Source organism: Ketobacter sp. GenoA1 (assembly GCF_003671475.1).
In the GTDB taxonomy this organism is placed as follows: Bacteria; Pseudomonadota; Gammaproteobacteria; order Pseudomonadales; family Ketobacteraceae; genus Ketobacter.
Genome location: NZ_RCHM01000045.1, coordinates 268,897 through 293,113 on the forward strand (window position 1 = coordinate 268,897; position 24,217 = coordinate 293,113).

At 50.8% G+C, this 24,217-nt stretch carries 21 protein-coding genes and 1 tRNA gene; 4 read left to right on the forward strand and 18 right to left on the reverse strand.

The annotated features are described in order from the left end of the window. From dnaB to rnr, 8 genes are all read right to left on the reverse strand, one after another. Nucleotides 1–1,389: a replicative DNA helicase gene (dnaB, locus tag D9N13_RS21680; RefSeq protein WP_290594063.1), complete on the reverse strand. Its 1,389-nt coding sequence runs from the start codon at nucleotides 1,387–1,389 to the stop codon at nucleotides 1–3. A 259-nt stretch (nucleotides 1,390–1,648) separates the two neighbouring features. Then, nucleotides 1,649–2,098, reverse strand: a complete 450-nt coding sequence (gene rplI, locus D9N13_RS21685; protein WP_290594064.1) for a 50S ribosomal protein L9 — start codon at nucleotides 2,096–2,098, stop codon at nucleotides 1,649–1,651. Further along, entirely contained in the window at nucleotides 2,098–2,967 is an 870-nt protein-coding gene (locus D9N13_RS21690) for a hypothetical protein (protein ID WP_290594065.1), read from the reverse strand. The genes rplI and D9N13_RS21690 overlap by 1 nt, the downstream gene beginning before the upstream one ends. 19 nt (nucleotides 2,968–2,986) lie before the next feature. Continuing rightward, nucleotides 2,987–3,214, reverse strand: coding sequence for a 30S ribosomal protein S18 (gene rpsR / locus D9N13_RS21695; RefSeq protein WP_101895037.1), 228 nt, complete (start codon nucleotides 3,212–3,214; stop codon nucleotides 2,987–2,989). 44 nt (nucleotides 3,215–3,258) lie between these two features. Further along, complete coding sequence (gene priB, locus D9N13_RS21700) at nucleotides 3,259–3,567, reverse strand: primosomal replication protein N (protein WP_290594066.1); 309 nt, start codon at nucleotides 3,565–3,567, stop codon at nucleotides 3,259–3,261. Nucleotides 3,568–3,589: 22 nt separating this feature from the next. Further along, on the reverse strand, nucleotides 3,590–4,030 hold the full coding sequence (gene rpsF / locus D9N13_RS21705) for a 30S ribosomal protein S6 (protein WP_290594067.1): 441 nt from the start codon (nucleotides 4,028–4,030) through the stop codon (nucleotides 3,590–3,592). A gap of 157 nt (nucleotides 4,031–4,187) precedes the next feature. Beyond that, nucleotides 4,188–4,940 (reverse strand): 23S rRNA (guanosine(2251)-2'-O)-methyltransferase RlmB, encoded by a 753-nt coding sequence (rlmB, locus tag D9N13_RS21710; RefSeq protein ID WP_290594068.1) that lies wholly within the window; start codon nucleotides 4,938–4,940, stop codon nucleotides 4,188–4,190. 3 nt (nucleotides 4,941–4,943) lie between these two features. After that, on the reverse strand, nucleotides 4,944–7,400 hold the full coding sequence (rnr, locus tag D9N13_RS21715; RefSeq protein WP_290594069.1) for a ribonuclease R: 2,457 nt from the start codon (nucleotides 7,398–7,400) through the stop codon (nucleotides 4,944–4,946). A 154-nt stretch (nucleotides 7,401–7,554) separates the two neighbouring features. Here rnr and D9N13_RS21720 point away from each other — a divergent pair. Together D9N13_RS21720 and D9N13_RS21725 are read left to right on the forward strand one after the other, a co-directional pair. Further along, a tRNA-Leu gene (locus D9N13_RS21720) sits at nucleotides 7,555–7,641 on the forward strand. A gap of 162 nt (nucleotides 7,642–7,803) precedes the next feature. Continuing rightward, nucleotides 7,804–9,075 carry a tyrosine-type recombinase/integrase gene (locus D9N13_RS21725; RefSeq protein ID WP_290594070.1) on the forward strand — a complete coding sequence of 424 codons (1,272 nt, stop codon included), beginning with the start codon at nucleotides 7,804–7,806 and terminating at the stop codon, nucleotides 9,073–9,075. Nucleotides 9,076–9,108: 33 nt separating this feature from the next. Here D9N13_RS21725 and D9N13_RS21730 read toward each other — a convergent pair whose 3' ends face one another. The 10 genes from D9N13_RS21730 to D9N13_RS21770 form a co-directional block, all read right to left on the reverse strand. Then, nucleotides 9,109–9,357, reverse strand: coding sequence for a helix-turn-helix transcriptional regulator (locus D9N13_RS21730; protein WP_290594071.1), 249 nt, complete (start codon nucleotides 9,355–9,357; stop codon nucleotides 9,109–9,111). Beyond that, nucleotides 9,350–9,889, reverse strand: a complete 540-nt coding sequence (mobI, locus tag D9N13_RS21735) for a conjugative transfer protein MobI(A/C) (protein WP_290594072.1) — start codon at nucleotides 9,887–9,889, stop codon at nucleotides 9,350–9,352. The genes D9N13_RS21730 and mobI overlap by 8 nt, the downstream gene beginning before the upstream one ends. Before the next feature lie 170 nt (nucleotides 9,890–10,059). Then, nucleotides 10,060–10,950 carry a hypothetical protein gene (locus tag D9N13_RS21740; protein WP_290594073.1) on the reverse strand — a complete coding sequence of 297 codons (891 nt, stop codon included), beginning with the start codon at nucleotides 10,948–10,950 and terminating at the stop codon, nucleotides 10,060–10,062. A 47-nt stretch (nucleotides 10,951–10,997) separates the two neighbouring features. Then, nucleotides 10,998–13,784, reverse strand: a complete 2,787-nt coding sequence (locus D9N13_RS21745; RefSeq protein WP_290594074.1) for a DEAD/DEAH box helicase — start codon at nucleotides 13,782–13,784, stop codon at nucleotides 10,998–11,000. 24 nt (nucleotides 13,785–13,808) lie between these two features. Continuing rightward, complete coding sequence (locus D9N13_RS21750; protein WP_290594075.1) at nucleotides 13,809–15,614, reverse strand: site-specific DNA-methyltransferase; 1,806 nt, start codon at nucleotides 15,612–15,614, stop codon at nucleotides 13,809–13,811. 21 nt (nucleotides 15,615–15,635) lie between these two features. Next, a complete protein-coding gene (locus tag D9N13_RS21755) occupies nucleotides 15,636–17,552 on the reverse strand; it encodes an ATP-binding protein (protein ID WP_290594076.1) in 1,917 nt (638 codons plus the stop codon). A gap of 2 nt (nucleotides 17,553–17,554) precedes the next feature. Continuing rightward, a complete protein-coding gene (locus tag D9N13_RS21760; RefSeq protein ID WP_290594077.1) occupies nucleotides 17,555–18,817 on the reverse strand; it encodes an ATP-binding protein in 1,263 nt (420 codons plus the stop codon). Next, a complete protein-coding gene (locus D9N13_RS21765; RefSeq protein WP_290594078.1) occupies nucleotides 18,810–21,695 on the reverse strand; it encodes an SNF2-related protein in 2,886 nt (961 codons plus the stop codon). The genes D9N13_RS21760 and D9N13_RS21765 overlap by 8 nt, the downstream gene beginning before the upstream one ends. Next, nucleotides 21,696–21,887, reverse strand: coding sequence for a ribbon-helix-helix domain-containing protein (locus D9N13_RS24370; protein WP_411268207.1), 192 nt, complete (start codon nucleotides 21,885–21,887; stop codon nucleotides 21,696–21,698). A gap of 226 nt (nucleotides 21,888–22,113) precedes the next feature. After that, on the reverse strand, nucleotides 22,114–22,344 hold the full coding sequence (locus D9N13_RS21770; protein ID WP_290594079.1) for a helix-turn-helix domain-containing protein: 231 nt from the start codon (nucleotides 22,342–22,344) through the stop codon (nucleotides 22,114–22,116). A gap of 80 nt (nucleotides 22,345–22,424) precedes the next feature. On the opposite strand from D9N13_RS21770, the gene D9N13_RS21775 reads away from it, so the two are divergent. Next, complete coding sequence (locus D9N13_RS21775; protein ID WP_290594080.1) at nucleotides 22,425–23,267, forward strand: hypothetical protein; 843 nt, start codon at nucleotides 22,425–22,427, stop codon at nucleotides 23,265–23,267. Between the two features lie 17 nt (nucleotides 23,268–23,284). After that, nucleotides 23,285–23,938, forward strand: a complete 654-nt coding sequence (locus D9N13_RS21780) for a hypothetical protein (RefSeq protein ID WP_290594081.1) — start codon at nucleotides 23,285–23,287, stop codon at nucleotides 23,936–23,938. The last annotated feature ends 279 nt before the right edge of the window (nucleotides 23,939–24,217 follow it).

Sequence of the window (24,217 nt, forward strand, 5' to 3'; positions counted from 1 at the left end):
TCAAAAGTCTCCGTAGGATTCCGGGGCCAGCTCATCGAAGCGGGAATACTTGCCGATGAACGCCAGGCGCGCCTTATCGATGGGGCCGTTACGATTTTTGCCGACGATGATCTCGGCGATGCCTTTGTCGTCGGAATCCTCGTTATACACTTCATCCCGATAGATGAACATAATGATGTCCGCATCCTGCTCAATGGCACCGGATTCACGCAGATCCGACATGACAGGCCGTTTGTTGGGCCGCTGCTCCAGGCCCCGGTTGAGCTGAGACAAGGCGATGACAGGGCAATTCATTTCCTTGGCCAGGCCTTTCAGGCTACGGGAAATCTCGGATATTTCATTAACCCGGCTTTCTGCACCGGGCACCTGCATCAATTGCAGGTAATCCACCAGAATCAATCCAATTTCACCGTGTTCACGGGCCACACGGCGGGAGCGGGCACGCACTTCTGTGGGGCTGAGACCGGCTGAGTCGTCAATAAACAGCTTCTGCTCGGCCAAGATACTCACCGCAGAGCTGAAACGGGGCCAATCTTCCTCTTCCAGCTTACCGGTGGTGACCCGGGTAAGGTCGATCCGGCCCAGCGACGCCAGCATCCGCATCACGATTTGTTCTGACGGCATCTCCATGCTGAATACCAGTACCGGCTTGCCGGCCCGAATCAGCGCGTTCTCGGCCAGATTCATGGAGAACGTGGTCTTACCCATGGCAGGGCGCGCCGCCACAATGACCAGCGCTCCCGGACGCAGGCCGGAGAAGGTTTCGTCCAATTGTTTGAAGCCGGTGGGAATACCGATGATGGCTTCATCGGACTTGAACAGTTGATCGATCTTGTCGACCGTTTCCTTCAACACCACATTGATGGGTTGCGGACCACCTTGCTTGTTGCCCTGCTCGGCAATACCAAACACCTTGCGCTCCGCCTCGTCCAGCAGATCGGTGGAACTGCGGCCTTCCGGGTGAAACGCTGCATCGGCAATTTCGTTGGAAACGCTGATCATCTGCCGCAGTACGGAGCGCTCCCGTACGATTTCGGCGTAGGCTTTGATGTTGCTGGCACTGGGGGTGTTCTTGGCAAGTTGCGCCAGATAGGCCATACCACCGCAATCTTCCAATATTCCGGCATTATCCAGTGCCTCACCAAGGGTCACCACATCGTAGGGCTTGGATAACTCCGCCAATTGGGCAATGGCACGGAAGATCAACCGGTGATCGCGGCGGTAGAAGTCCACATCGGACGCAATTTCAGACACATCATCAAAGGCGCTGTTCTCCAGCATCAGGCCACCAATCACCGATTGCTCGGCCTCAATGGAATGGGGCGGCACTTTGATGGCAGACGACTGGATATCATTATCCAGCGATAACTCTATAGGTGAATCACTCATGGAATCGGGTTACTTATAAACGTGCACGGGCATCGGAATAACCCCAGTTTAACGGCTGGCCGCAAGACTGTGCAAACCTCCATTGCAGAGAATCCGCACCCGGGAACAGGCAACGACTGCGCCGCCGGAAACGCGTTTTCAGAAACAACAAAACTCCGGCACCCAAAGGGGTACCAGAGTTTTATCGCAGGCATGACTGAGTCACTGAACCGGTCTAACCGGCGCCCACGGCCGCAGCCGTCAGACGCAAGCCAGGGGCTTACTCAGGAACAACAGATACCTTGATCGTTGCCGTCACATCGCTGTGAATCTGCAGATCAATTTCGTAGTCACCGGTATTGCGGATTGCACCAGTGGGCATCAGCACTTCGGCTTTGGTCACTTCAACACCGGCCGCAGTGATGACATCAGCAATATCGCGGGTTCCAACGGAACCAAACAGCTTGCCTTCGTCTCCGCATTTGGCCGGAATGGTGACGCTGGCCAGCTCGGTGATTTTGTCGGCACGCCCCTGGGCTGCAGCCAGTTTGTCTGCAGCTGCTTTTTCCAGCTCGGCGCGACGCTCTTCAAAGTGCTTGATGTTCGCTTCTGTGGCAGGCACTGCCTTACCCTGAGGGATCAGAAAGTTGCGGCCGTAGCCGGCACGAACGTTTACCTTGTCACCCAGTTCACCCAGGTTGCGGTTGTTTTCCAATAAGATGACTTCCATCACTCATACCTCTTTTGAATTCGATTTCTAATATCAACAAAACTGTCTATTACAGCCGCTGAGACCAATATCATCATCCCGAACCAGGATGTGAGAATCAGCCCCACGTAAAAGAACACCAGCATAGGGCCGTTGTTGGGTTTGGCCCCCAACACGCCGTGCACCAGAGCCAACCCCGCCATCAGCATCGGCACCACCACACAAGGCAGCACCAGTCGCGCTTGTGGGTAGTTCTGCCCCAGCAACAGAATCAACGCCAGGGCCGCTGCCACCGCCGGCATCAGGCGCAGGCTGTGAAACTCGCGGCGAAACCCACCGGGGTTGTACAGCCTGGCCTGCAGCCAGCGGGCCAGCAACAACGCTGCGGTTGCACCGACGGTGGTCACCCACACCATGCCTTCCACCACCACGTTCCGAGCCTCAAGCTGTTCGAACAGGGTTTCGGCTTCCGGATTAGCCTGCTTCAGCTGTACCACGAAGTCGTCGTAGGTTGGCTGAAACAATGCCACCAGTTCGTTGATCGTGGCGGGCGCCAGATTCAACATCAGCGCCATGTAGGCTGCGGCACAGCCACCCAAAGCCAGCAATGCCCACGCCAGGGAGCGGGTAGCGGCAAGCACCAGGCTTGCCGCCAGCGCCGCGATGACCGTGCCGGCCTGGGTAATGTCCCCGGCGGCCCAGTGCACCAGCACCGCAACCAACAACGCACCCACCAACGGCAGCGCGGCGTCACTTAGGTTCTTTCTCAGGGCCACCAGCGCCACTACGGCGGCTGAGGCCCACCCCAACCCTGGCAACATGGCCAGAATCACGGCTGCAGCGAGCGCCTGCAAGGGCCCGCCCATGACCCACTTTGCCAGCATCAACATACTACTGGCCTAAGCCTGGTTACTTGTGTGAGTCAGAATAAGGCAACAAAGCCAGAGCACGGGCGCGCTTAACAGCACGGGCCAGCTGACGTTGGTACTTCGCACTGGTGCCGGTGATGCGGCTGGGTACGATTTTGCCAGTTTCGGTAATGTAGTTTTTCAGGGTATCCAGATCCTTGTAATCGATCTCGGTTACGCCTTCAGCGGTAAAACGGCAGAACTTTCTGCGACGATAAAAACGTGCCATGGTTGGCTCCTGTACTTAATTAATCAGCTGACTAAGCAGCCCACTTAACGCAATTCAATTTGCTGAGCGTGCAACACCAGTTGGGTTGCCGAGGTATCCTTGTAACTGACCCGGGCCAGAAACCCGCTCACCTGCACCCGATCACTGACGGACAGGCTTTCACACTGTGTGGTGATGCCTTGTCCCCGTGCCTCTACCTTAATCCGGCAAAGCACTTCCCGTGGGGCACCCGCCTCTTCCTGACGGGATCGGTGTTCCAACATAAAGCTGTAATGGGGAACACCGGCTGGTGTGTAACGTAAACCCTTGATTTCCGTTACGGTGCCACTCAGAACCAGTTGATTGATTTCCACTCAGCGGTTCAACCAGATCCGATTATTCTTCGGAGTCTGTCTCTTCTTCATCACTGCTGTCGCTGTCATCGCTGCTGTCATTGCTGCGATCATCGCTGGATTCCGCCCGCTCACCGCGGTAAGAGGATTCGCCACGATCTTTCTCGTTGGCCTTGGCCAGAACAGATTGCTCAGCAACGGCTTCATCACGGCGAATCACCATGTTGCGCAATACAGCATCGTTGAATTTAAAGGCGCTGGACAGCTCATCCAGAACGTCCTGGGAACATTCGATGTTCATCAGAACATAATGAGCCTTGTGGATTTTATTGATGGGATAAGCCAACTGACGGCGGCCCCAGTCTTCCAGACGGTGGATCTGACCACCACCTTCCTGGATCTGGCCCTTGTAACGCTCGACCATACCGGGAACCTGTTCACTCTGATCAGGGTGAACCATAAAAACGATTTCGTAATGTCTCATGACATCTCCTTACGGATTATAGCCTCCCCATCAAGCTGGGTAAGGCAAGGAGTTAATGCTTACTAACTTATTGCTCTTCACTCACGGAGAGCGAAGGATCGCGAATTCTATAGGAGGTTACCTGGAAAAACAACAGAAGCTTTACGAGACAGAAGCGCTACGAGAAGGACCGTCTCTGGCGCAGGGCTTCGAACAGGCAGACACCGGTGGCGACGGAGACATTCAGGCTCTGCACGTCTCCCTGCATGGGAATGTACACCAATTGATCGCAATGCTCCCGGGTCAGACGCCGCAGGCCCGGCCCCTCCGCCCCCATAACCAGCGCCAGCGGCCCCTTGAGGTCGGTGGTGTAAAGATTGGCAGCGGTTGCATCCAGCTCGGTTCCCACCACCCAGATCTGCCGCTCCTGCAACTGTTTCAGTAAGCGGGCCAGGTTGGTGACCTGGGCAAACGGCATAATTTCCGCTGCCCCTACCGCCACCCGGCGCACCACCGGGGTCAGGCCGACGGACTTGTCCCGGGTGGTAATCACCGCATGCACGCCCGCCGCATCGGCACTGCGCAACACCGCCCCCAGATTATGGGGATCGGTCACGGAATCCAGAATCAGCAAAAACGGCGGCTCCTGCAGGCGATCGAGCAAATCAAACAAGGCATGCTCATCCAGTGCTGCGGCCAGCCGGCAACGGGCCGCCAGGCCCTGGTGATTGGCCTCGGCAAACTGGTGATCCATGGATTTTTTATTAACCTGCTGAACCGCCACACCCAACTGTCGCGCCAGCGTCAGAACCGCATCCAGGCGGCGCTCGTCGCGTCCTTCCTGAACCCTGATCTCCAATACCCGCTCCGGGTGCTTGTTCAGCACCGCGGTGACGGTATGGATTCCATACAACCATTCTGCTTTGGACATATGCTATCGCTTTTTCTTTTTCCCTTGCTTGGGCTTGCTGCGGGATTTCTTGGTGGCCTGCTTGGCCACCTCATGCCGTTGGGTGCCCGCCTTTTTACCCCCTTTGGGATTCTTGCCGGCTCCTTTGCCTGCCCCATTGCCAGTACCCTTGCCCGCCTCTTTCTTGCCGCGACGGGATTTGGATTCCGGTTTGGGGTTTTCCTTGCTCCAGCGGGCCCGCTTACCCCCTGCCAGCAATTCAAAATCAAGCTTGCGGTCGTCCAGGTCCACTTTCGCCACACTGACGGTCACTTCATCCCCCAGCGCGAACGCCAGGCCGCTCTTCTCCCCCACCAACCGATGCCGCACTTCATCAAAGTGGTAATAATCGCTGGTCAGGGAACTGACATGCACCAGCCCTTCCACGTAGATGTCCTTCAGCTCCACGAACAGGCCAAAACCGGTGACGCCGGAAATGATGCCCTTGAACACATCACCGATCTTATCGCTCATGTATTCGCACTTCAGCCAGCCAATGACATCCCAGGTGGCTTCATCGGCCCGGCGCTCGGTCATGGAGCACTGCTCCCCCAACTCCACCATGGCGGCGGCGTCATAGGGCAGAATCTTCTGCTGGGGAATCACCGGTGCGCCCGGCATGCACTTGATGTTGGTGGCTTCCTTGCCACTGCGGACAAAGTAACGAATGGCACGGTGCACCAACAGATCCGGATAACGCCGGATGGGTGATGTAAAGTGGGCATAGGCGCCGTAGGCCAGGCCGAAATGGCCTTTGTTTTCCGGCGAATACACCGCCTGATTCATGGAGCGCAGCATTACAGTCTGGATCAGCTCAAAATCGGGGCGCTCCTGGATACTGGACAACACCTCCTGATAGTCGGAAGGCTTGGGCTCCGAGCGCGCCATAAAGGGAATGCTCAGCTCTTTCAGAAAAGCCCGCAGGTTCTCCAGCTTTTCATTCTTGGGGCCTTCATGCACACGAAACAGCGCCGGCAACTTGTACTTCTGCAGGAATTTGGCGGCACATACGTTGGCCGCCAGCATGCACTCTTCAATGATTTTGTGGGCGTCGTTGCGCTGGGTGGGCACAATGCGCTCGATCTTGCGATCTTCACCAAACTCGATTTTGGTTTCAGTGGTTTCAAAATCAATGGCGCCACGCTCGTCCCGCTGGGCACGAAAGGCGTGGAACAGGCTGTAGAGATCCTCCAGGTGTGGCACGATCTTGCGGTACTCCTGGCGCAGATCCTGGCCTTCCTGCGATTCCGGCTGCTGCAGAATAGTACCGACCTTATTATAGGTAAGGCGCGCGTGGGAACAGATCACTGCCTCGAAAAAGCAGTAGCGGCTGACTTTGCCGCTGGCGCTGACACTCATTTCACACACCATGGCCAGCCGATCCACATGGGGATTCAGGGAACACAGGCCGTTGGACAGGTTCACCGGCAGCATGGGCACCACATGCTCGGGAAAATACACCGAGTTGCCACGCTTGCGGGCCTCCTGATCCAGGGCATCACCGGGGTGCACATAATGGGAAACGTCCGCAATGGCCACGGACAGCTTCCAGCCACCGCTGCGCTTCTTCTCGCAATACACGGCGTCGTCAAAATCCTTGGCGTCTTCGCCGTCGATGGTCACAAACGGCTGTTTGCGCAGGTCGAAACGGTGCTGGTAATCGCTCTGCTGCAGGCCGGAGCCAAACCGCTGGGCGGCGTCCTCCACCTCTTGTGGCCATACATGGGGAATATCATGGTTGCGGATGGCCACATCGATTTCCATTCCCGGCGCCATATGATCACCGATGATTTCCATAATACGACCCTCCGGCTGCCCCCGGTAACTGGGCGGCTGGGTGATCTCCACCAGCACGAACTGGCCGTTTTTGGCCTTTAAGGTGTCGTCCGGCGGAATCAATACATCCTGGCTGATACGGCGGTTTTCCGGGGTCACAAAGCCAATGTTGCTTTCCTTGAAGTAGCGCCCTACCAAACGTTGGGTTTTGCGCTCCAACACCTCCACAATGGTGGCCTCGCGGCGACCGCGATGATCCAAACCACTGGCCCGGGCCAGCACCTTGTCACCGTCAAAACCGCAACGCATCTGGCGCGCACTCAAATACAGATCATCGCTGCCATCCTCGGGCTTCAAAAAGCCGAACCCGTCACGATGACCGATGATCACCCCCCGAATCAGATCCATCTTCTCCGCTACCCCGTAGGCGCCCCGGCGATTGGACAACAATTGCCCATCCCGTTCCATGGCCCGCAAGCGGCGGCGCACGGCTTCAATGGGTTCATCATCATGCAGGTTGAGTTCAGCACAGATCTGGCGGTGGGTGAGAGGCTTACCCCGGTCATTAAGCAACTTCAGGATGTAGTCGCGGCTGGGCACGGGGTTATCGTATTTTTCGGCTTCTTTGTCGAGGTTCGGGTCGTCCGACCAGGACCAATTTGTCATGCACGTTTCCTATGGTTGCGGGTGCTTTCGGGCACTTTAGGTAGTTAGTAGCCTTTTTACAAGGAAAGATCCCCTGCAGGCAAAACAAATTTGGGATTTTTGTTAAACTGGGAGTTGACAGAACCCGGGTTAGACCGTAAATTAGCGGCCCTCTGCCCAGGTGGTGAAATTGGTAGACACGCCAGCTTCAGGTGCTGGTGGCCTTACGGTCGTGGAGGTTCAAGTCCTCTCCTGGGCACCATATTCAAGTTTAATGACTTCCGATGAAGTCATTAAACACCTTAAATCCCCTATTTTTCCTTAGCGCAAATTGCGTTGTCGTCCTATCGACTCCATTGCGATCCAGCACTCAAAGCTGGTATCTTTGCTGGTATTCGAGTTCAATTTTGAGTGATACCAGCAAATGCCTCAAAAGAAGTATCTCAAGGAAAAACTTACCGACCTTCAGGTACGCCAGTCTTCCCCAAAAGAGAAGGATTACTGGCTTGATGATGGTGGAAGTCTTCGCCTGCTTGTGAAAGCAAATGGCACCAAATGCTGGCGCTACAATTATCGCTTTCAGGGAAAACAAAAAACGTTCTCAATTGGAATTTACCCAGAAGTCACCCTATCTCAGGCACGAGAAGCGCGGCGCAACGCCAAGCAGGACATCCAGAACGGTATAGATCCCTCACAAAAGAAGCAGACGCTCAAACGCCAACAAACACAAAGTTCGGAGAACACCTTTCAGGCTTTAGCAAAAGAGTGGTGGTCTCACCAAAGTGGAACTTGGACACCTGATCATGCCAGTCGGGTCTGGACACGGCTACGTGATAACAGCTTTGCAATCATCGGCGCACGAGCTATCGAAGATATCTCACCCCAGGATATTATTTATGTCATACGACAGATAGAGCAGCGGGACGCTCTCGATGTGGCAAAAAGGGTACTGCAAGACATTAACCGCGTGTTTCGTTTTGCGATCACCAGTGGCAGACTGAAATACAATCCCGCATCAGATTTACATGACGTTCGGAAAAAGCGCAAGACCACTCACAGGGCTTCGCTCCCTAAGCATGAATTACCAGAGTTCCTCCGGGCTCTGGAAACCTATGAGCAGCGTGGGCGCAGACTCACCAAATTGGCTATCGAGTTGCTGGTACTCACTTTTCTTCGCCCCGGTGAACTCAGGGGTGCCCGCTGGGAAGAGTTCGACTTCAACCAAGCCATTTGGCGCATTCCAGGTTCGCGCATGAAAATGGGTACAGAACACTTGGTCCCTCTGTCACAGCAGGCACTGAAAATCTTGGAACAATTAAAACCTATTTCAGGAAAGTACGATCTGGTGTTTCCTTCTGAACGTCGCCGAACACACCCCATGTCGGACAACACAATGCGCCGGGCCATCTTCAAATTGGGTTACGAAGGTAATGATGCCACCAAATCGAAAGTGACTCCCCACGGTTTCCGGGCAACAGCCTCTTCGATTTTGAACGAGGTCGGTTTTAACCGCGACGCCATTGAACGGCAGCTATCCCATATGGAGCGCAACGGTGTTCGAGCCGCGTATACCCATCATGCGGAATACCTTGATGAACGGACTCGCATGATGCAATGGTGGGCCGACTACCTGGATGATCAACGCCAACTGCAAAAAGTCTCGCCAATTTTTTCCAAACAATCAGCCGCAAAGTAGGCAAGGCCCATCAACCACCAGCAGAGTTTAGAGTCACCTACGCTGGGCTTGCTGAGAAGGTAAATTGGCAATAAACGCCTTTTTCTCTTCCAGGGTCGGGCAACTGGCATAGAAACACAATATGTCATGCACTTCTGATCTCAACATCACACTGCATCCGATACCCAGCCGAAACGGCCTTGGCAGCAGCCCCTGCTTGATCCATACATAAATCGACGATTTACTGACTGAAAACAATCGTGGCAGCTCTGAGAGACGAATGATTTCCTGATCATTATTCACCCAACACCTCCAAACCCTTACACTCAAGCAACAACGGGTGACCTTTCAACAAACGCATTGCCTTACGAACAATTCGGCTACCTTTACGCAGACGGCGATAATGCTCCTCTGTCATCATCGCCAGCTCTTTCTCATAGTCGTGAGCCGCACGCTTGAAGTTGTTTTCGGTGTACCCCTCTTTGGCAGGACGAATATTTTCTCGAATAATGCTCCCCTGACCTGTGGGACGTCGATAGCCAAAACGAAACGTATTACTGCCCTGCTCCTGCCTTACAAAGGTATTTAAGTAGCCGTAACTTTCACCCAGGTCTTTAAACGAACGCTTACCTTCGTGATAATTATCGCAGTGAATTTTACCTTCCAAATAAGCTAATGAATGGACCGATTCAAGCAGCGTCAGCACAGAACACAGCGTCTCGAACGATGCTTTACGCACCATAAAATCCGACAAGCCTTGCCTGGCATCAACTATGTCTTCGGCAATGGCACAAATTGAGCTTGGGTTTCCAACGTCGAAAAATTCGTTACTCATGATTTCTCCTTGAGGTAGATATAATCAAATCGCTCAAGGTAATCGTGCCACAGCGCCAGAAAGATCCAATTTCACAAAAAGACCCGAAAAGGGGCTTTATGCTCAGATTGGGCAGAAATTTTTATAAAAAAAGAATGTTGTTAAAAATTGAGAGAAAGATTGCCGGTCGGTTAGCTAAGCTCTCTCGCAAATAGGTGGCTTTGGCATTTGGGACAACGCAAGCCTTGGCTGAAGTCGTGCACCCACTCAACACCGCACATAACACATTGAAAGCGCACGGGCTCTCTCTTGATCGTTTGCAGCTTCTGCTTGGCGGGAACAACAGGATTAAAATGGCCACTCCAACCAGATGAGTAGCCGCGTCTATCCGCTTTAAAACACTGATGATCGCGTCTCGCCTGATGCAACAGTGAAGCCGTCTTGGGGTGAAAAGCCCAGTCCCTCAACCCTTCTCGTAACACAAATGCCAATACTGCTTCGGAAAAGCGAAGATTTCGGTCTTTTTTCAACGAGGAAATGGAGAAACTGTCGCAGTTCAATGTTAACAGGGCAGCTTTGTTATCCTGAAGCTTGCCCTCATCTATCATAATCGGCAGTTTACCCTTGTACACCAAGTCCACCAGGATTGGATAGCCACCCACCTCCAACAGCAGGTCCACATGATGATCAAACACCTTCACACTGGCTTGCGCCTTGTCGATAGTGTTACTTGCGCCGCGACTGACTTGAAGCAACTCGGAGTTTCCACAACAAGCGTGATATTCCGTCACTTCTAATAGTGGCGTTTCGAGAACTTCACCCACCAATTGAACCGCAACTTCACGCACCATCATCGCAACGGCCACAGCCGAGTTAAAAGGACACTCTTCTTCAGGCTTTGCATCTTTATGGCGTGAGTCGTGGGCGAAGTGATAGCGCTTTTCTTTAGGGTGACGAGACAACAAGGGCGCTTTACAACCCGGACACAAACAGTTGCAGGCGCGCCCTTTAGGTGCGTCCTCAGGTTCGACAATTTCTCCGGTGATCTTGTGGATTCCAAACGGAATCAGCAATTCACTCATTCATTCCGCATCCTTTCGGAGTTGCCGCAGTATATCTGCCGTTTGAATTATTCTTCCTCACGCCACTGAAATTCCGCTTTCAGTGTGGCAACACTCCGACTCAGCTCAATCGCATCGTGAGGTATTAACAGGTACGCCCATGGCTTGCCGCTACATTTCGCTGCATGCTCATTAGCAAATCGACACCACCTGGCCGCTGCTTTCGCCTTTTGCTCCACTTCACCCTGCTCCATTTGGGTTGATCGCTTCGGTTCCATCATCAAGTAGGCGTCGGTGGTTTCCACGACAAAATCCGGTTCATAGTTCTTGCCATTGATATACTCAATACGGAACTGACCCGAGGCCGGCTTCATCCACTTGATCACGCTCTCATCGGATTCGAGAATCTGCGCCAGCCTTAACTCCCCCTCAACTGAATCAAATTTCTGGAAGGGATAACAACAACGGTCAAAGCCGGTAAATAGCATCTGCTTAACACGCTGTTTGTTCTCGACTGGTGCGCGATAGTCTCGCGGTTTCTCGCCCGCCGCCAGGTTGAACGTGGCGGGGCGAAGCACTTCAAAACCCTGCGTGACTTTACCTATATAATCGGTCGGCGTGCGCCATTCATGCTGCTGCATCTGAGCCCAGATAAAATCCCGGATCTGCTTTTGCCAATAGATCAGGACATTTTCCACTTTGTCCCGGTCTTTGTTCAGATAATTCTTGATCCGAACAACCACCTGAAACGCCAGTTGATAAAGAAGATCGGCATGCTCATCGTAATCAATGGCGTCAATTTCCATCAGGCTGCGAACAATATAATCTTCCAGTCGCTTTTCTTTGGCTTCCTGGTTTTCCCATTGAATACGAGTGGTCTTGTTATCTTCCAGGTGGCGCAACAGAATTTCCTGCGCAACGGGCTGAAAATTAATCTTATCTAACCCGGTCAATTCAAAATTTTGAAAGCCATAGTTGACTTCACGAGTAGGCAATACCGTGATCTGTGGAATATCAATGGTTAACGCAACCAGCTTATCAGTCACGCTATTGACGATTTCTGCCACTGAGTCATCGGTGAGTTCGGAGTCGTCCTCCATACCTTCCAGAGAGACCTGCTGCGGGATAGATTGCCTGACCACACGCTGCACACGCTCCAGCACCTTGCTTTTCACGGCTTCATTGCCCAGATCTTTTGAGGAGGTTAAATGAGTAGATTCTTCTTCAATGACCTTAAAGGTAATCTCAGCCACCTTGGCACGACGCACATCCAATTGAGGCACATGATAGCCAGGGTGCTGCTCTCTGATTTCCTGATCGTTGTTGGTTGCAGGCCTGCCGGTGACAGCAATCTCTGCAATGGACGGTGTTGTGATGACCTGTGGCCGTCGCTCGGGAATATCGGCGTTTTCGTCATCGCCGATGTACACGGTTTTACGAATAATGGACTCGTCGTCATTAGCCCGGTCGATAATATCCTGGTAGCGATCATGGGCGATGATGGTAAGCCGATCAACAGATTCAACGCCGGTGCGCTTACCGTAGGGAAGCCGCAGCCCCCGGCCAATGGTTTGTTCCGTTAGGATTTCCGAGGCCGAAGCTCGTAGAGGCACAATGGTATAGAGGTTGGTGACATCCCAACCTTCCTTCAGCTTATTCACATGGATCACGATTTCCGTGTCTTTATCATGCTCTACGGCCAGCAAGCGCTGCATGGCTTCGTCTGATTCCTCACCACTTTGATTGGAATGGACCTCGATGACTTTGCCCTTGTAACGCCCGTCAAATAGGGCCTCAACGGTTTCTTTAAGCTGACTGGCATGCTGGGTATCCTGCGCTACCACCAGCATGAAGGGTTTAACCGGCTTGCTGCCGGTATTGCGGGCATAAATATCCAGCTCGGCCTTTACGTATTCGTGATGATGGATGCCATCTTCCAGTTTGATTTGTTCCAGTTGTTCCTGGCTGTAATCGGCGACGCGAAAATCCCGACGTGTAGCCACGGCGGGAATCTTTACGTAGCCATCGTTAAGAGCGCTGGCCAGAGGGTAATGGAAAACAATATTGTTAAAGTCCCTCGGTCTTGCGCCGGTGGTTTTTGGCGTAGCTGTTAGCTCCACACCAAATACCGGCTTAAGGTCATTGATGGCCTTGGCGCCGGCGCTGGCATAATAGCGGTGTGCTTCATCCATAAACACCACCAGGTCCGGCAAATCCGCCAGATAATCGAAGTAAGACTCCCCGATACATTCCTGAAGCCGCCGAACTTTGGCAATATTGGACTTGGCCGCACCTTTTTTGTTTTCCTTGGCGTTGATCTTGGAGATATTAAATACGTTGATATGGGGTGCAGTTTCATAGGCCAGCAGATCGCCGGTCAGGGTTTGCGGCACCGCATAATCCAGTCGAACCCCTCGGCCATCTTCATAATCCTCGCCGGTGATCACCACGGGCGGCGTTTGGGCGATTTCCGGTATACCCGCAAACACGTATTTAGGGGTACCCAGGGTAAAGTCCGCTTTTAATTTCTCGTAGATCGTAAGGTTAGGAGCCAACACAAAAAAGTGGCGACTTCTACCGGTCAGGTATAGCCAGGCAATCATGGCTCCCATCAGGCGGGTCTTGCCAACCCCGGTGGCCAGCGCAAAACAAAGCGAGGGGAAGTCCCGTTCAAACTGCTTTACCGTAGGATACTGTCCTTGCACCACTTGCAACCATCGGTTCAGATCCGGATCTTTAGAAAGCTCCATCTGATCCAGAATATCCGCCAGAATATTCAACGAATCTCGCTGCGGATCACGCAGCGAAAGGCGGGCCGAAATCTGATTGGCAACTTTTACAGCATTTTTATTCATCGAAAACGAATCCTTCATCTCTTCTTATTCTTCTGATAGCTCTGTTGACTGTTTCTCTGACTCAGGTGCTTCTTCAGATTCGTCTTCGCCTAGATCGACTTCATCCTGCTCCTCTTCTTCATCGGGCAATACATTCAACGAGAAGCTGTAATCATCATGATCCCATTCGCATTTGTGCAAAATGGCTTGTGGAATTTTCTTGAGCGTCAGATTGGGGAATTGCTCGGCGTCCGCCATAAAAGCCTTACAGCAAATTACCAAGGAGCGATCTTTGCCGACCTCATCACTGATCACTTTAAGCTGATCCTGGCTGAGACTGCCGGTAGTGACGTAAATAAAGTCTGTTTCGGTGCTGTAGCCGTGCATCCAGAAGTGCTTCTGGCTCGGTGCATAGGTAAAGCCCATATGCTTACACATGGCCTCAGATAACATTTCGGCGTTGTATTCCTTATTGATAATCCAGTTGCCCCAGTTGTCCTTTTTGAGTAACGAGGGCGCCAGCCTGAAATATCGGTAACCGCCACCACCTTGCCAATTCACTGACTTCGACACTCCATCTTGATCGCTTCCATTTATAGTTCTTTTTAGTCTTGGCACGATATGGGTAACCGCCTGCTCACCTAGCTCAATAGTTATCCACTTTCTGCCCATTTTATGAGCAACCGCTGCGGTAGTTCCTGAGCCAGCAAAAGAATCAAGAACCCAATCGCCTGGCTCAGTGGTAAGGTCAAGAACTCGTTTAATAAGTTGTTCCGGCTTTTTACCCTTCGGGAACCTCACACCACCTTCTTTATGCAGATTATTAGAAAGCAAATCGTCCCATATATTCGAGAGCGCCTCGCCAGTGATAAATTTTCCGTCTATGAGCTGAGTTTTATTGGAGTAAAATAAAAGCTGTTCTCCTCCGATAAAATAGTAATCATCTTTATCCTCCCTCTCTGCTCTGAAAACGCCTGCATTTTCTCGAGAGTTTTGTAACGCACTGCGAGCCACTTCATTTACGTCTTTATCCTTTACTCTGGCCGTACGAACAACCCGTCTTGGATCTCTTAAAACAAATCCCTCTAACTCCTCCTCTAATTTATCCCCAAATTTTTTCTTTAAATCCTTTACTTGCAGCCCTAGTGACTGAGCAAACGCAGCCTTTAGACTTACCAGATTCCACTCTTTATATGGAGCATCGATATTGTCTATATACTTGCTATATCTGCTGTCTCGTTTAACGGGTTTAAACACCCTATTGGGCTTCCATTTCTTTTTGTTTTTTGAGTACCAAATCAGATAATTTGATGTGGTAACCAAGCCTGGGTTTTGAGCTTTTGGCCCTGATACAGAGCTTTGCTTAAATGTGATGACAGCGCATCTATTCTGCCTACCAAATATCTCATCACAAATAATCATTAGATATGCAAGCTCATTATCATCAATATGGACAAAAAAATGACCATCATCTTTAAGCAGGGCATAGAGAATCTGTATTCTTTGATAGATAAGCGTTAGCCATAAGGAATGCTCTAATCCATCCTCATAATTTTCAAATGCCTCGCCCGTATTAAAGGGTGGATCAACATAAATGCACTTTACAGTTTCTGCATACTTTTGTTCTAACGCCTTTAACGCCAGCAGGTTATCGCCATGTATCAAGATATTGTCATCGAATGCTTTGGGGGCATCATTTTCGTCAGCAAACAGATCATCCGCCAACTTCTCAGCGGCATTACTTCGATACGAAAGCTCTTTGTCTTCCAGCAGTATGCGAGGCTCTAACCTTGGTCTTTTCTCTTTACCAATCCAGGTCAGTTCGAGCTTTTGCTTTGGTTTACTTGTCATTAACTCTGTTCCGAAATCACTTTACTGTGTTATGGATAAGGTGGCTTGCTTCAACTCGGATGTTGTCATGGAGCTGTATTTTTGAAGCTTTTCTCGCAGCCTGAATAATCTTCTATCCGCCGCATCAATCAAGGTGGAAAAGGTGATAGCCCGGATACGGCCAATCCTTTTGCTTTGGTCATCACTGTCTTTAATTTCTTTGTCCGTTGCCGTTTTTGGTTTTACGCTCTCGCCGACAACAAAGGCATTAACGTACGGAATCGACCTTAAGAAATCGCTGTAGGCAATATCCTGAACGTAACCATCAGCTTGATTCATTTCTTCACGGCCAATGGGGAATCCGCCACGCTTTACTTCGATCAGGAGAACTTTAGTAACGGTTGGCAGGCCTTCCTCATCGATGTCTTCTAATGCCTGTGCCCCGACGCTGGCATCCTTCAATACCACAATGTCTGGTCGTTTCTTAGCATTGTTGAAAGCCTCAGGATCAACGCGCTTGCCAAAGACCTGTTCAATGGTTTTGACCAAACCAACATTGGAAGAGTATTCTGAAGACTCAAACTCGGGGCCAAAAATCCAACGGGCTTTTAGTAGCAATGGATGTATCGTATGTAGTTCATCCGCATCTTTGTCACCAGACAGGCGTCGGAGGGTTTCGATCACCTTGAGGCGCGCATCGATTTCAGAAAGCGCTTTAAGCGCATCTTTGGCAGTCCATTCCTCCAATAGCTGATCCAGGGCATCGACATCGTCATGGGAAATACTGATCAGCTTACTCAACAGACTTTGGCCAAGGTGAGATTTTTCCAGATTGATCGCTGCTTTTACAGCCAATTGCAGGACTCTCATGTCCAGATCGGGATTGTCTTCCAGCATGGTATCAATAAATTCAGATACCTCGTTCCGCGCCAGCTGCGGCAGCTCGTCAAGCTCGGAACGATAGGTGTTGAGGGCGGCTTCTTTGACTTCTTCAATATCAGAACTGAATAATTCTTTTCGCTTTCTAGCAATATATTGGGCAAGCCCTTCCGCAACCTGATTAACGAGGTCGCTTCTAGGCTTAAAGCCAGACCAATCTTCTAGTATTTCTTCTCGCAGGTCGTCCGTTTGTACAATAACGGCAAATCGTAGACTGAACTTTCTACGCGCATCGGCGAAAGAAACCGAGCCCAAGCGCCAATCCATATCACCAACACGACGACCACCTACCCAAATCCCCACGCCCTGAAATTTAGCGTTCTTTTTTGAAAGCTTGGTATCGACAATGGTGATTTTCAGGCTTGCGCCAGCAATATCGACCGTTTCTTCACTTAAAAGCCCCGGATGATCATCCAGCTTTACTTCTTTGCCATTGATGTATATGGCAAAGTCCGGCATGGAGATAAATCTTGTCGCCATCGCCTCCAGAATTCGCTCACCTGTCCAAAGGTTTTGGGTTACCGGAACGGTTAATCGGGTTCCGTGGCCTTCACGAGGCTCGGAGTCCATTGATACCGCTTCTAAAGGGTTTTCTTGACTGCCGATTCGTATTGTCAGCTTGGTACACGAACCTTCACGCCAGGTTTCGACCGTATATTCATTGCCAAAACAAAGTAAGCCATGTCTGCCAATACCGTTGCGACCAAATGCTTTGCGCTTGAGATTTTTCCTCTCTTCGGGGAAAGCGACATAGGGGCCTTGGTGTTGCAGGCGATTGTAGCGCATCATCATCCACCGAGTTTGCAGATGCTCACTGGTCATGCCTATACCGTCATCAAGCACTTCAAGCGTCTGGCCAAAGTCTTCCGGCACGATGATGTTAACCTTGCTCGCGCCAGCATCGTGAGCATTAGCGACTAATTCGGTCAGAGCGACAATAGGGTCATTTACGACCACACCCAACTCTCGCCGCAAATAGTTCTCTTCGTACCGTGTGTGGAAAAGATCCAGGCTTTCCATGTTCAGTCCTTCGTCGCTGCAAATATCGTCAACTGCAATTCCTCACCCACCATTCGATATTCTGGGCGGCGACCAGACAAGCGCTCGGATTCATTGACAATAACCGGCACCCCTTCACCCCGCTTATCCATCATCATTGCGCGATCAACCTCCGGGCTGGCTACTGGGCAGCGCGCCAGCAAGGTGGCAATCAACTGGTTGCGTGTCGCCTGCCTAAGCTCAAGATCACCGACCTCCAGGGTGTTGACGAGGGCGCCTGGGGACGACAATACCAGCCTGTCGGAAAACATATGCAAGCGGATTTTACTGCCATAAATCGCATAATCGCGATGCGCCACCGCATTAACCAGCGCCTCAAAAATGGCCTTCAAGCTGTATTGGGGTATATCCTTCCTGCCGATGTTTTTCGTCGCCGCCGTTTTCATATTGCGCTCAACGAAGCGAAGCGCCTGGGTCACCTGGGCATCCAAAGAACCGGTAATGTCCTGTGCATCCAATTGATCCTCTGCATCACGGTTTGTACCGGAGTAACTCACCGCCTGAATATAGGCATCGGGCAGCCACTGGTGTGGCTCGGTGGTTGCCATCAACGCGCCTGCCACACTTAGGCGAAGTTGCTGATCTTCGTCTTCAACCAATAGTTTGAGTTTTTTAAATTGAATGGCGGCGGGTTGATCGCCCCGCAAGAAACGCTTCGCCAGAGCTTCATCCAGATCACTATCCTGGGTGCGTGGTACGGGCTGCTCATCAAACCAAATCATGCGCGCCTGGCTACGCTGCATCATCAAGCGGCCCAAATAATCCGGCGTCATTTCTTTTTTGGATTCGTTAGCCCGGTGATAGTATTTGCCATTGCTCACATGCACGAAGAGACTTTTATCTATTTCAATGTAAATGACCGGCTTTTGATTGCCCTCGTGATCTGGGATTTCAACGATTCGGGTATAGGGTGTAATCGGCGGATTAATATTATCCTGACAGGCGCGGGTTATCATACCTTGCACTGTATCAATATGGTCTGGTTCAATGCCTATGACCTCGCGAACTGAGTTTCCAGATGTGCCAGCCCGTATCTTGTCATTAACGCCCAGTAGCAGAACACCACCTTTGGTATTGGCGAAGGCTGCAATTTCATCCGCCAAGTCTTTTTGGCTCGGGCCTTCTATCTTATTTCCTTTGAAGGTGACTTTTTTAAATTCGTAGCTCGAATCCTCACCCAGCCGTATTTGATAAAGCAGCTCACGAACCAGTTTTTCTCTATCCATTGATACCATCCTCATCGTAAGAGCCCTCACCAGTCAGTGACCAGCGCATAGCAAAGAGGCGGGTTTTCTCTTTGTGCATCGCGAGCTTTTCATCTATTTCATCCAGAAGCCGATCTTCCTCAGCCTCGATCTTTTTCTTTTCTTCGTGGTAATTGAGCATGGCGTTATCTCTTTCTCGCTCCAACTGCTTCAGAGCCCGTTGGGCATCCCGCTTTTCTGCCAGCGTAACGAGTTTGCGATTGGCTTTACGCAGTGCCTTAATTTCTTCATCCAGTTGCTTTGTCTTTAAATCTAACGCGAGGCGGCGATCCTCGGCCCAACGTTCCAGCTTTTCTGTTTCTTCTTCGTAATAACGCTCAAGATCTCGATTTACAGCCTCTTCAATAGCCATTTCCTCTTGGGCAGCGAGCTCTTGGATCATTGATTCTTTGTTCAGCGACAAAACGTCACCCATTGTTTTTCCTGGCTGCAACAATAAACGGTCGATAGTTTCCGGTCTTAATGGCTCTTCGGCATCGGTAACACCCGCCAGGATCAAATGCTCGATGCGCTGGTTTTTAATGCTAAAAACGAGCTTTTCTACTACCAGTTCACCTGTTTTTCCAATAAGTTGGCGCAGGTCAGAGAATTGCCCTTGAACATCAGGCTGGTAAACCATTTCCACCACAGGAATATTAGTGCTATTGGGCTCGCCAAGACTTTTTTCGTACTTCTCGATCAGACTTTTGCCTAGCCCTTCATGGGGCCGAAAAAACTGTGCATCAATCTCGTCGGCCTTCTGCCAATTAACATCGTAGGTCTTTCCTTCGAAGACAAACTGATATTCATTCTTGCCAACGGTGAACTTCGCTTCCGGCAGTGCCATTTTCGCCAGCTTTAGCAATCGATGATGATACTCGCTGAGTTGCTCCCGTGTTTTTTCCCGTGTGATATTGAGCTGTTTAACGACTTCCGCATCAAAGCGTTCTAGCAATGATCGCCGCGCATCTCGATACTGGATTTCGAGCTGTTCGCTCATTTCTTGATTGAGTTGAGCGAATTCTGAATCTATCTGTTCATCACTTCGACATTGCTGATAGATATTAAGAATGCGCCGCTCTATATCTACCCCTGACTCAATAGAACCGAGAATCTCATCCGAAGCGCCAAATACCCCCTCAAAGAGCTGAAATTTCTGATTCAGCAATTCAAAGACACGTTCGTCTGCCCGATTTCCTTTATTAATAAAATTAACGATCACCACGTCATGCTTTTGACCATACCGATGAACACGCCCAATGCGCTGCTCAACCCGTTGCGGATTCCAAGGTAAATCGTAATTGATCAATAGGGAGCAAAATTGCAGGTTGATGCCTTCCGCGCCCGCTTCGGTACTTATCATGATGGTGGCTTCATCCCGAAACTTATCCACTAGGGCAGCTTTCATATCTGCGGTTTTTGAACCAGAGATTCGAGAAGAACCCTGATGCTTCTCCATCCACGCAGAGTAAATTTCTTTGGATACGACATCGTTGTTGCTGCCATTCAGCAACACTATTTTTCCTTGATAACCTTCACGCTCAAGTCGCTCACATAACCATGTCTGCGTTCTGACGGACTCGGTAAAAATGACAGCCTTCCGCTGGCCGCCAAGTCTTACTGTGAAATCAAAGGCTTTTTCAAGCACACGGACCAGGGCTTCGGCCTTTGAGTTTTGAGCAATGTTTGCCGCCATCGAACGAAAGTTTTTGAGCTTCTCGATTTCGGCCTGTAGGTCCTCCGGGTTAATGGACTTGGTATCCTCGGAGCTGTCTTCGCCAGTTTCATCCAACAAGTCATCTAAGGCATCGAAATCACCCAGTGCCTCTACCAGATCGGCTTTTTTCTCCAACCGGGAAATCATGGTTTCGAGCGTACCTTGTATCGCATAACTGGAGGATGCCAGTATTTTACGAATAACCAAGGTTACTAAATGACGGGCTCCACTTTTTATCGCCAAGATGTTGTCGTCTTGGAGGTAATTGGAAAATTCTGAGTAGAGGTCTAACTCTTGCTGAGATGGCCTAAAGTCTTCCGTCATGGAATAACGGCGAGTGAATTTAATGCCGCCTTCTTCTTGCACCTGGCGACGCAGTGTGCGGTGACACACCTTGTTCAAGCGATCCCTCAACAGAGCTAGCTCAGCCTCCTCCAGTTTGGGCTTGGAATAACGTGCTTTGAAAGAGTCCAAGCTACCGAAGAAATGAGGGTCGATAATGGAGACCAAACCATAAAGTTCCAGGAGGTTGTTTTGCATGGGCGTTGCCGAAAGCAGTACCTTTGGCCGCCCCGTCAGCGCTTCATCTAGCTTCTTCGCTGTTATTGCTCCAGATTTCTTATAAACGTTGCGCAGTTTATGGGCTTCATCGAATACCACTGTATCCCAGAGTATCCATGACAGCTCCTGGTCTTTCCGGGATGCGAATTCATAAGAACAGATAACAATCGCAGGCTCACCCAAAGCCACTTCGACATCAAAGGGATTACCAATGCCTTCCTTACGAAGTTTATTGTAGTTTTTGGCTTCCAGTATGACCGATGGCAGCGAAAACTTTTCTTCTAATTCCTGACTCCACTGTTTACGTAGTGTCGCCGGGACAATCAATAATAACTTACGACGATGCTCTGCCCACTTCTGGCTAAGCACAAGGCTGGCTTCTATGGTTTTACCAAGACCAACTTCGTCGGCAAGGATCACGCCTTGCGATAACGGCGACTCCAAGGCAAACAAAGCGGCCTGCACCTGATGGGGGTTCATATCGACCTTGGCTGACGCGATTGTCTGCGTCAGGGTTTCCTCGGCCTTACCCTCCAGGGACAACCAATGGGCGAGGTACCCGGCCTGATAGTCCGTGTACATCTAGGCTTTCCCCCCGGCCTTTGATGCGCTTTCCAGTGGGTTGTAGCCCTTATCTGAATCCACTCTGTCTAAAAACTCGCCAACTGCTTGCCGCACTACCCAAGCGACAGATAGGCCATTGGCCTCAGCGAGGGCCTGCAATTTTTCATATTGGTCAGAGGGCAGCGAAACCGTGGTCCTGACAGCTTTCATCGAGTTCCCCTTTTATCGGGCTTCTTTTAATCGGGCCTGGGTTGTATTGAGTAGCGCAGTCATCAACCTGCATCACATTGCATCATTTTACAGGTATAGCCCAGATATGCCAGTACAACAAACGCCACGCCGACACAGGTCATATCAGCGCAAAAAAGGAAAAGATACGAGGTGGCAATGAGAAAGGAAGCCAGCAGGGTGGGACCTGAAGCTGTGTGCAATCAGGCTACTTGAGGTAATCCAGCCCTGCATGAACATCGACGCCCAGCGCTTCACAATAGAGGCTGTACTCAAACACATCCAACCGCCGTTCCATGGTTTCTACTTTCTGCACAAAGGAATGCGGCTCATCCAATCGACTGGCGAGTTCACGCATGCTGATGCCCTGATCCACTCTAGCCCGTTTCAGCCAGGCAACCAGACTTGCATATTTTGAGGATGTGATAGCCTTTTGCATGCGTACCGATTATTGGTACGATCGCCAATGTACCAAAAACAGGTACACGGAAATAAATCATGCACAAGAGGCCCTTTCACATGCTTAGGCAGCTATTATTGTCCACCGTCTTGATAATGGCGGGGTGCGGCACTACACACATCTCCTATACACCACAGGATTCCTACGCGCTCAATATCGCCCGGGCAGCCGGTATTGATGCCAAACTCAAGGATACCGAGCTGCCGAAGGATACGGTCACCGACATCACGGATTCCTCCGGCTTCGGTTTTGCAATGGCAGCGTCCGGGTACAATGCGCCAATTCCAGGCTTCTCCCCCTCACAAATGGCAGGTATGAACTTCGCCGCTTGGTTGCTGGCCCCTGAGGCGGATTCAGCACGTAACAGCCTGATTGCCTGGATGCCGGAAGGCATCGCTCAGAATTCCCCCAAGGAGATTTTGGCAGATCTGCTTTTGGATGCAGCCAGTCAAGGTGTGCGTGATCTGGGTTTCACACCTGTTCAGGAAATTGCCAAAGGCGGTAACGACAAAAACGGTATTGGCATCTATGTGACCGGGCGCAATGACGACATCTGCTCGGACAATCAATACGGCAAATCGAACTGCTGGATCAGCTTTGCTATCCGAGATGCCGAACTGAACACACCACCACCCTTCGTCGGAGAGGGTCAAAGCAAGACCTGGTTTTTTGATCCCAGCGCCAATGTCTACAGCCGTTTTGTCTTTTCCAAGAATCACCCTGGTGTCAATGAGTTGGAGCTGTTGCTGGCGACTAGTAAACATCTGCCAGAGTGGATCTATTTTTACGTTGCTCCCAACAAGGTGTTCGTTGGCAAAGAGCAACCGATTAAAGTCCCACTGCTTGTGCAACAGGGCCAGATTCACTACTTCGTGAAAGCCTCCTCATCTGCTGAACAGTAAAAGGATAGGTGCACGGTATGCGGGAACTGTTTTTAAATGCCCTGGTAGCCTGTATCGCACTGGCAATTATCATCGCCGCCGGTCAAATGCTGTTCAAAGTGCTGCGGGGACTATTCCGTGCTCTTGGTTTCATCAGCACATTTCTATCATCAGGCACCGGACCCAACCCCAATGCGGTCACTCTGTTCCGTGCCCATATCGTTGAGGCCAGGAACTGGCACGGCAGCACCGACGGCAGACTGTATAGCGAATTCTGGCTGCGTACCGAAGATGGCCTGGAACGGCGCTATAAACTCAAGGACATACACCCCAATCTCCGCAAGGGGCATCAGGTAGCGCTCTATGAATATGCGGGCACATTAGTGGCCATCAACAACGACTCAACTGGTACCGAAAGCTGGATAGCACCAGGGTGGCTACTGTCTTCTCTGTATCCAACCGGACGTTTTCGTCGTTTTGCCATTTCAAGCCTTGGCATATGGACAGCTTACTATTTTTTGAAGCCTTCGGACCCCACCTTTGAACAAGTATTTCTATTCTTGGCATGGGTAATCTTCGCGGGACTTACCTTGGTCTTAATATTCAGGCACTTGTTTTCTGCCAGCTCGCGTAGGTCAGATCGCCTTGGAGAATTCGCAGCATTTTGTTACGACGCGGCAAAACAACATTAATCACAGGAACGTTGAAAAACTGACTGTAGACTCGGATCGAAAACGGCCCACTTTCCAATGTATCTATCTCATCTAAAAAGAGCGGAATTCGACAATAATCTAATGACCACTCTTATCGCCTATATATAATCGAATTTATTCGAAAGTATTTTTTACCGCACCATTAGCAAACGCCATGAAGTGCATGTGGCCGCCAGAAAATTCGATTATATATAGGCTGATATCCTACTGGTTCGAGCGATGTCGAATAGCGTTTCAATTCGACTATATTTAGTCGAA

Coding starts and splice junctions, on each gene's coding strand:
- D9N13_RS21745 (WP_290594074.1), bottom strand. CDS start 13,784: ATGAATAAAAATGCTGTAAAAGTTGCCAATCAGATTTCGGCCCGCCTT.
- mobI (WP_290594072.1), bottom strand. CDS start 9,889: ATGAGTAACGAATTTTTCGACGTTGGAAACCCAAGCTCAATTTGTGCC.
- D9N13_RS21780 (WP_290594081.1), top strand. CDS start 23,285: ATGCGGGAACTGTTTTTAAATGCCCTGGTAGCCTGTATCGCACTGGCA.
- rpsF (WP_290594067.1), bottom strand. CDS start 4,030: ATGAGACATTACGAAATCGTTTTTATGGTTCACCCTGATCAGAGTGAA.
- D9N13_RS21725 (WP_290594070.1), top strand. CDS start 7,804: ATGCCTCAAAAGAAGTATCTCAAGGAAAAACTTACCGACCTTCAGGTA.
- rlmB (WP_290594068.1), bottom strand. CDS start 4,940: ATGTCCAAAGCAGAATGGTTGTATGGAATCCATACCGTCACCGCGGTG.
- D9N13_RS21760 (WP_290594077.1), bottom strand. CDS start 18,817: ATGGATAGAGAAAAACTGGTTCGTGAGCTGCTTTATCAAATACGGCTG.
- D9N13_RS21740 (WP_290594073.1), bottom strand. CDS start 10,950: ATGAGTGAATTGCTGATTCCGTTTGGAATCCACAAGATCACCGGAGAA.
- rpsR (WP_101895037.1), bottom strand. CDS start 3,214: ATGGCACGTTTTTATCGTCGCAGAAAGTTCTGCCGTTTTACCGCTGAA.
- dnaB (WP_290594063.1), bottom strand. CDS start 1,389: ATGAGTGATTCACCTATAGAGTTATCGCTGGATAATGATATCCAGTCG.
- rplI (WP_290594064.1), bottom strand. CDS start 2,098: ATGGAAGTCATCTTATTGGAAAACAACCGCAACCTGGGTGAACTGGGT.
- D9N13_RS21750 (WP_290594075.1), bottom strand. CDS start 15,614: ATGACAAGTAAACCAAAGCAAAAGCTCGAACTGACCTGGATTGGTAAA.
- D9N13_RS21755 (WP_290594076.1), bottom strand. CDS start 17,552: ATGGAAAGCCTGGATCTTTTCCACACACGGTACGAAGAGAACTATTTG.
- D9N13_RS21770 (WP_290594079.1), bottom strand. CDS start 22,344: ATGCAAAAGGCTATCACATCCTCAAAATATGCAAGTCTGGTTGCCTGG.
- D9N13_RS21775 (WP_290594080.1), top strand. CDS start 22,425: ATGCTTAGGCAGCTATTATTGTCCACCGTCTTGATAATGGCGGGGTGC.
- D9N13_RS21690 (WP_290594065.1), bottom strand. CDS start 2,967: ATGTTGATGCTGGCAAAGTGGGTCATGGGCGGGCCCTTGCAGGCGCTC.
- D9N13_RS24370 (WP_411268207.1), bottom strand. CDS start 21,887: ATGAAAGCTGTCAGGACCACGGTTTCGCTGCCCTCTGACCAATATGAA.
- rnr (WP_290594069.1), bottom strand. CDS start 7,400: ATGACAAATTGGTCCTGGTCGGACGACCCGAACCTCGACAAAGAAGCC.
- D9N13_RS21765 (WP_290594078.1), bottom strand. CDS start 21,695: ATGTACACGGACTATCAGGCCGGGTACCTCGCCCATTGGTTGTCCCTG.